A 7861-nucleotide genomic window follows, 5' to 3' on the forward strand; every position below is an offset into this window, starting at 1 on the left:
AAGAGTATGCTGACCGACTTGCGTTTACTGCGTTATGGCTTTTTCTATGACCTGAATAATCGGAGACTGAAATGTCTGATACAGCTGTTCTTGGTGGTGGATGTTTCTGGTGCGTCGAGGCCGTTTTACGTGGCATGCGCGGCATTTTATCTCTGACGCCCGGTTATGCCGGGGGCGACACGGAAGCCCCAACCTACAAGCAGGTTTGTAGCGGTCAGACAGGCCACGCCGAAGTAGTTGAGGTTGAATTTGATCCTGAAATAATCAGCTACAAAAATTTTCTGAAAGTTTTCTTTACCTTGCATGATCCTACCACGCTTAACCGGCAGGGAAATGACATAGGAACGCAGTATCGTTCTGTCATATTTTATAAAGATGAAAATCAAAAAAAAACTGCTGAAACTGTCAAAACAGAGATTGAAAAAGAAAATATATGGGGGGCACCCCTAGTCACAATAATAGCTCCTCTTACAACATTCTGGCCCGCAGAGAAGATGCATCATGATTACTATGAGCAGAACCCCGGAACAGGATATTGCGCAGCTGTTATTGCTCCCAAGGTAGCAAAAATGCGGAAAATCTTTGCTGCTCATTATGCCCTCTAAAATAAGTCAACTATTCTACACCGTCATCTTCCAAAAAGAATCGATCGCCTTCTTCGTCAAAGTCAAACAACTCGGCAAACCGAGCCCAGCCTACAACCGTCTGCAATGTTTGCCGGGCATAGTCCGGCGACATGGAGACTTCCAGCTCATCACGGAAACGTTCAGCATTCGCTGTATGAGAGGGGCGTTCGTCTAGCACGCTCCGAATCATCTTGACCAATGGAACGTGATGGATGAGCGCATGGCCCATTATGGCTTTACGCTCATCCAGATCACTTAGAACAAAATGTACACCTTCGTTGGTTAAAAGGATGTCACCGTCTTCAAGCTCAGCAAGAGCCAAGAGCTCTAACGATTCACCTAATGGGAACAGATCATCCAGTTCAAGCTGTAATTTTTCGGCCAACATGGGCAAATCTGCCCGGCCGTTGAGGGGAGGGGCTGCCAATGCTTCCATCATGCCAATCATCATGGTGATGGAAACTTGAGGAAGAGCCCTCAAAAGAGGGGCAGCCTGCGCGGATTGACCTTGGCCGGCGGCAATATCAGCTTCCGAAATGATGGGGGCGCGTTGCGTCATAAGAGCGTAGATATGATCCACAAACTGTCGGAAAGCAGCATCCTCTCTATTCCGAGGATGCGCAAAAGGCACTGACAGAATGTGCGCTATCCGACCGGGATTAGAGGAAAAGATCATAATCCTGTCACAAATCAGGACAGCTTCCTCAATATTGTGCGTAACCACCAACATGCCCTGGACGGGCAATTTTTTTTCAGCCCAGAGTTCAACTAGATCCGTACGCAGGTTCTCGGCTGTAAGAACATCCAGAGCAGAAAAAGGCTCATCCATCAAAAGAAGATCAGGCTGCACCACCAAGGCTCTGGCCAACCCAACCCGCTGTTGCATCCCGCCAGATAGTTCCTTGGGCCAAGCGTTTTCATAGCCACCCAGCCCAATCAGATCGATGGCGCTTTCCACCAAACGATCACGTTCGGCCCCATGAATGCCCTTGGCCTCCAGACCAAGCGCTACATTCTCCTCTACCGTCATCCACGGAAAGAGCGCGAACGATTGAAACACCATTGCCACACCGGGCTCCGGGCCTTTCAATGACTTTCCCTGCCACAGCACATCTCCAGACGTGGGAGAGAGAAGGCCTGCCAGAATGCGCAAAAGAGTGGATTTGCCTGACCCAGAACGCCCCAGCAAGCCAACAATTTCTCCTGCATGCAAGGAGAGACTCACATCATCCAGAACCTGAAGATCAACCGCACTATCTTTGTGATAGGCTTGAGAAACGTGCCGCGCCTCTATCAGAATAGCGCTTTTTGCACCTTCCTGAGCATCAGGAAGAGGGGAGGTCATGTACCGGTTCCTGTCTAGCTGAATTTGAGCCTGCGATAAGCGTATGCTGAAAGAGGGCGCCAGACCACCCAGTTCATGGTCATCACGAAAAGAGACATAACGACAACGCCAAGCACCACTCGGCTAACAGATCCTTCCACTGTAGCTTGGGCGATATAGCTACCAATTCCGTGCGCCTTGAGAGTAACGTCTCCCCATTGCGCCATTTCAGAAGCAACGGCCGCGTTCCACGCTCCGCCAGATGCCGCCATCACGCCAGTGAGATAATAAGGCACAATGCCGGGCAGCATGATCTTGCGCCACCACAACACGCCTGAAACATGAAAGTTACGGCCAACTTCCAAGAGTGAACCCGGAAAGGAAGAAGCTCCTCCTATCACATTAAAGAGAATATACCATTGCGCTCCCAGGATCATAAGAGGTGTGAGCCAGATATCAGGCACCAGCTGAAAATGGATGATCACGATCACAAAAATAGGGAAAAACAGATTTGCGGGAAAGGCGGCGCAATATTGGACAACAAGCTGGACATGACGCGCACGCACAGGGTCAAGCCCAAGCCAAACCCCTATTGGCACCCAGATCATGGACGCCATACAAACCATACTCACCACACGCAACAGGGTGATACCACCAAGCAGGAAAACATGAAAAATTTGTTCTGACGTATAGAACGCAGAGGCATAGCTCCATGCCTGCTCTAGGGCGACCAAAAAGATACATCCCCAGATCCCCCACCATAACCACCGCCCTGCATCAGATAACCTCGGTTGCGCCGTAGGCACAAAGCGCCTTCCAAGTGGTAGCATGCCCACTTTGCGTCCTGCCGCCAGCAGCATGCCACCACACACACTCAACAGCCGTGTGTGACGCAACAACTTGAGCGTCCACGGTTCGGGTGCCGCGGCACCTATCGAGGGAGTAACATCTAGCCGAAAGCGGGTTGCCCAAGATGCAAGAGGCCGGAACACTATCTGGTCGTAAGCAAGGATAGCCAGCAGCATAGCTATGATCGCAGCGAACACTGCTCCAATATTTCTCTGGCTAATGGCTACGCCCACATAAGCGCCAATACCGGGGAGAACAATGTGGGTATTTCCAACAGTAATAGTTTCCGAATACACGACCATAAACCAGCCGCCCGCCATGGACATCATGGAATTCCATACCAGTGACGGAATGGCACAGGGAACTTCCAGCCGCCAGAATTTCTGCCAACTTGTCAGTCCGAAGCAGCGTGCGGCCTCCTCTAACTCCTCAGGCACGCTTTTAAGCGACTGATACATGCCCATAGCCATATTCCAAGCCTGGCTGGTAAAAATCGTGAAGATGGCAGCTAATTCGGCACCAAGCACGCGCCCCGGAAACAATCCGAGAAAAAAGGTAACCGTAAATGTCAGAAAACCAAGAATGGGGACTGACTGCAAAACATCCAGCAAAGGCACCAGAACATGTTCAGCCCTTCGGTTTTTAGCCGCCAATGTTGCATAGCAAAATGTAAAAACAAGGGAGAGTGCTAACGCTGCAAACATCCGCAACGTTGTACGCAGAGCATAACCGGGCAACCACGCAATATTAAGATGTAAAGGGGCCACAGCCGGAGATGAAAGCGGCGCAAGCATATGTCGCACCGAATTTCCGACCAAAATGGCAGCCCCGATCACACAGACCAATAAGACTGCATCAACACTGTTCAAGTGACGGATGGAAAGGGGAGAGGAAGATGCTGGGGATCGAAAAGAAGTCTCTGGTCTGGTCGCCGTCATGGCAGACCTGTTCCTGTACTGCCAAAACCCCCACTACCGCGTTCAGTTTCATCCAGTTCCGTACATTCCGTCCAGGAAATACGCTCAACGGGAGCGATAACAGCCTGAGCAATACGCATGCCACGCTCAACCGTAAAAGGTTGCTCACCAGCATTCAGCATGATCACCCCCACTTCTCCGCGATAATCTTCGTCAATTGTACCGGGAGAGTTCGGAAGGATAATGCCGTGCTTCAGCGCAAGACCAGAGCGAGGACGAATCTGCAATTCATAGCCGGGAGGCAAGGCAATACGTAGGCCTGTTGGCACCAACGCTCGTCCTCCAGAAGGCAGGGTTAAGGGCGCATCAAGCGCTGCAACAATATCCATGCCCGCAGCCCCGGCTGTAGCGTAAGAAGGCAGGGGAAGGTCTTGGGCATGCGCAAGACGCTGCACCCGCACTGTAAGGCCGGCATTCCGGGAATCAAGTGCGGGCATGTAGGTATACTCCATCCGTAGTTTAAAAGTCAGATGTACTACAAAACCAATCCATAATGGAGATGGCAAGCCTGCGAGCCACTTCTTCTTTTGTCATGCGTGGCCAGTACTCCACACCCTGAGGCGTTATAAGGAGAATCTGGTTTTCAACACCGCCCATCACATTCGCAGCTAGACTGACATCATTTGCCACAATCCAGTCACATCCTTTACGGGTCCGTTTTGCCACGGCATAGGCTTCCACGTTTTCCGTTTCGGCGGCAAACCCCACAACCAGACGCGGACGATGTACGGACGGTGCGGAAATCTCAGCAAGAATGTCAGGATTGGCCACCAGAGAAAGAGGCGCAGGAACATCATCCCGATCTTTCTTTTTCATCTTCTGGTCAGCTTCAGAAACGGGCCTCCAGTCAGCCACGGCCGCAGTACAGACTGCGACGTCCTGAGGGGGAAGACGCATAACTGCCGCCTCCATTTCCCGGGCTGTCTCACAGGAAATCAGGGTAACGCCAGCAGGAGCCCGTAATGCTGTCGGACCACTAACCAGCGTTACATCCGCACCCAAGTCGGCTAGCGCGTCCGCAATGGCATAACCCTGTCGCCCGGAAGAACGATTGGCCAGATAACGAACTGGATCAATTGGTTCATGCGTAGGGCCGGCCGTCACTACAATTTTCTTTCCGGCCAAAACCGCTTCGCCGTGACGTACACGCTGGCGGAAAAAACCGATCACAGCGTCTTTTATATCATTGGGCTCGGCCATACGACCCACCCCAAATTCTCCGCAAGCCATTCCTCCTGCCACAGGAGAAACCAAAAGCACACCTCGTTTAGCCAATATCGCCATATTGGCCTGTGTGGCAGCATGCTCCCACATGCGCACATTCATGGCGGGCACAACCATGACGGGGGCATCTGTTGCCAGAAGAACCGTGCTGGCCAGATCATCCGCCAGCCCATTAGCCATTTTTGCCAAAAGATTGGCTGAGGCAGGGCACACCAGAATAAGATCAGCAGATCGGGAGAGGGCAATATGGCCCATCTCCTGTTCTGCTGTCAGCGAAAAGAGATCTGTATAAACAGGCTCTCCGGTCAAAGCCTGTAAGGTGAGGGGGGTCACAAACTGGCTCCCCCCATCCGTCAGCACGCAACGGACCTGCACGTTACCACTCGTGAGCAGCCGTATGAGTTCCGGCGCTTTGAACGCAGCGATACTCCCGCTCACAATCAGCAGAACGGAACGGTGATGCTGCTCAGTCATGAGTTTTACAGACGCCAGCCGGAATGGATGGCTGCAATCCCCCCGGAAAGAGACTGATAGCGGACATGAGAAAGACCAGCTTCACGGAACATATCTGCCAGCGTTTCCTGATCCGGGAACATACGGATGCTTTCTGCCAGATATTGATAGCTGTCCCGGTCTTTTGCGATCAGATTGCCCATGGCAGGCAGGACCTTGAAAGACCATGCATCATAAACAGGAGACAGAGCCGCAACCTGAACGCGAGAAAACTCAAGGCACATAAAACGCCCCCCCGGTCGCAGTACGCGACGTGCCTCGCGGATAACAGCCAATTTATCCGTACAATTCCGCAACCCGAATGCAATTGAGACACGGTCCACGGACATATCTTTAAGTGGGATAGCTTCGGCATCCACCACACAGAAGGACAGATCAGATACAAAGCCTCGGCTCAGGGCGCGATCCCGCCCCACGGAGAGCATGCTCGCGTTGATATCGGTCATAATGGCAGGACCACCGCCACCCTTGAGCCATCCGAAGGTAATATCTCCCGTGCCGCCAGCCAGATCCAGCAGGGAAAGCCCAGGCTGTGGGCCAAGTTCCGTCACGAATATCCGTTTCCAGACACGATGGATGCCCAAGGACATCAGATCGTTCATGACATCGTATTTTCCCGCCACGCTATCAAACACAGCGCGGACGAGGGGCTTCTTTTCTTCCTTCCGAACAGAACGGAAACCAAAATCAGTTTCTTCAGCGTGCGGAGCAGAAGACACAGGGGAGGGCGCAAAGCTATTGTCGGTCATGACCATACCCTATACCCTGCTTTTCACTCATGCCGGAACTCCCTGAAGTCGAAACCGTGATGCGTGGTATGCAGATTGCTCTGCAAGGCCGCGTTATTCAGACAGTCATTATTCGTAGACATGATCTGCGATGGCGGATTTCCGCCGATTTTTCGCAGCGTGTTTCCGGACGGAAAGTTATCGGCTTTCGTCGTCGCGGGAAATATATTCTCATGCGACTGGCAGGAAATCTCTCTGTGATTCTCCATCTGGGCATGTCGGGACGCATCATTCTCGATTCTAGCGGACCACCAGCACCTCATGAACATGTGGTATTTGTCACTGACGATAAAAAAAGATGCGCCTTTGTCGATCCTCGCCGTTTTGGCATGATTGATGTAGTCCCGACGCAGGCTGAAGATACGTATCGGCTTCTTTCTGGTATGGGTCCTGAACCACTGGAGGCCGACTTTTCGCCGGCAACACTGCAAAAAAGCTTCGTCCGTAAAAACGCCTCGATAAAAACCGTGCTGCTTGACCAGAAAGTTGTTGCCGGCCTGGGGAATATCTACGTGTGTGAAGCCCTGTTTAGAGCGCGCATCCACCCCGACACACCAGCCGGAATTTTAAAGAAAAAACAGATCACCCTTCTGCACAGCGCCATCCAGACCGTTCTGACAGAAGCCATTGCCGCAGGCGGCTCCAGCCTTAAGGATTATGTCAGGCCAGAGGGAGGGTTAGGTTATTTCCAGCATGCGTGGAAAGTGTACGGACGCAAGGGGCTGGCATGCCCGGACTGTCCCGGCCCTCCTAAATGTGCAGGCGTGCAGCACATGACACAGGCTGGACGTTCAACCTTTTTTTGCCCGCTTCAGCAGGAAAAAAGGTAATTTCAGCCCCCTTCTTCCCCGAACATACTTGACTACGGCTGCCTCTCTGGATTACAGCACCGCTACTCTTTTGGCCGACGTAGCCTTGCTGCGACGGCGTTCATTTTTTGTGCTGGACAGAATAGAACTCATGGCGAATATCGCTTCAGCGCGTAAGCGCATCCGGCAGACCGCTAAGCGGACTGCTCGCAACACTGCTCGCAAGTCTCGTATGCGCACCTTTATCAAGAAGGTGGAAACCGCCATTGCAGCTGGCAATCAGGAAGAAGCACGGGAAGCGCTACGTCTGGCTCAGCCGGAAATCCAGCGTGCGGCAACCAAGGGTGTTGTTCATCACAACACTGTGGCGCGCAAGATTTCTCGCCTGTCTGCTCGCGTTAAGTCTCTGGCCACTGCCTGAGATCAAAAAGGCTTTTAAGGCCTTTTTATTGCGCTTTGATAAAGCCGAATCATCGCTGGGTGGTTCGGCTTTGTTTTTGTACACCACGCAGTCAAGCATGGCTGAAATGATCTGGCATGAAGATAGATTTTCGTTGCCCGAGCGTGAGCCTTACATTACTTTCCGCTGATAGTCTCAACGCAGGAACAGCGTGCTGTCTGCCTGTCTGGCCGCTTTATTCTAACGCGGCATGAGATTTGCCGGAAAAGGCTGCCTGGTTGTCGCGCAAGTGGCACCCTTATCGTAAATCATACGCGGCCAACCGCGTTTTATGACCGCTCGGGAGCATAG

At 52.3% G+C, this 7861-nt stretch carries 8 protein-coding genes; 3 read left to right on the top strand and 5 right to left on the bottom strand.

The window, feature by feature from the left end:
* Positions 1 to 71: 71 nt before the first annotated feature.
* Entirely contained in the window at positions 72 to 605 is a 534-nt protein-coding gene (gene msrA, locus QWU00_RS16455) for a peptide-methionine (S)-S-oxide reductase MsrA (protein ID WP_035381927.1), read from the top strand.
* Between the two features lie 10 nt (positions 606 to 615).
* Here msrA and QWU00_RS16460 read toward each other — a convergent pair whose 3' ends face one another.
* The 5 genes from QWU00_RS16460 to QWU00_RS16480 are packed head-to-tail and all read right to left on the bottom strand — an operon-like array spanning position 616 to position 6262.
* On the bottom strand, positions 616 to 1971 hold the full coding sequence (locus tag QWU00_RS16460; RefSeq protein WP_035381925.1) for an ABC transporter ATP-binding protein: 1356 nt from the start codon (positions 1969 to 1971) through the stop codon (positions 616 to 618).
* A gap of 14 nt (positions 1972 to 1985) precedes the next feature.
* Entirely contained in the window at positions 1986 to 3737 is a 1752-nt protein-coding gene (locus QWU00_RS16465) for an ABC transporter permease (protein ID WP_052051503.1), read from the bottom strand.
* Positions 3734 to 4213 carry a dUTP diphosphatase gene (gene dut / locus QWU00_RS16470; RefSeq protein ID WP_035381924.1) on the bottom strand — a complete coding sequence of 160 codons (480 nt, stop codon included), beginning with the start codon at positions 4211 to 4213 and terminating at the stop codon, positions 3734 to 3736. Before dut ends, QWU00_RS16465 begins: the two co-directional genes overlap by 4 nt.
* 22 nt (positions 4214 to 4235) lie before the next feature.
* Entirely contained in the window at positions 4236 to 5474 is a 1239-nt protein-coding gene (gene coaBC, locus QWU00_RS16475; protein WP_035381922.1) for a bifunctional phosphopantothenoylcysteine decarboxylase/phosphopantothenate--cysteine ligase CoaBC, read from the bottom strand.
* 5 nt (positions 5475 to 5479) lie between these two features.
* Positions 5480 to 6262 carry a class I SAM-dependent methyltransferase gene (locus tag QWU00_RS16480; protein ID WP_035382050.1) on the bottom strand — a complete coding sequence of 261 codons (783 nt, stop codon included), beginning with the start codon at positions 6260 to 6262 and terminating at the stop codon, positions 5480 to 5482.
* 29 nt (positions 6263 to 6291) lie between these two features.
* On the opposite strand from QWU00_RS16480, the gene mutM reads away from it, so the two are divergent.
* Together mutM and rpsT are read left to right on the top strand one after the other, a co-directional pair.
* Positions 6292 to 7131, top strand: coding sequence for a bifunctional DNA-formamidopyrimidine glycosylase/DNA-(apurinic or apyrimidinic site) lyase (gene mutM / locus QWU00_RS16485; RefSeq protein ID WP_035381920.1), 840 nt, complete (start codon positions 6292 to 6294; stop codon positions 7129 to 7131).
* A gap of 130 nt (positions 7132 to 7261) precedes the next feature.
* Positions 7262 to 7531, top strand: coding sequence for a 30S ribosomal protein S20 (gene rpsT, locus QWU00_RS16490; RefSeq protein WP_035381918.1), 270 nt, complete (start codon positions 7262 to 7264; stop codon positions 7529 to 7531).
* Positions 7532 to 7861: the final 330 nt, after the last annotated feature.

The organism is Acetobacter tropicalis (assembly GCF_030644465.1).
GTDB classification, from domain to species: Bacteria; Pseudomonadota; Alphaproteobacteria; order Acetobacterales; family Acetobacteraceae; genus Acetobacter; species Acetobacter tropicalis.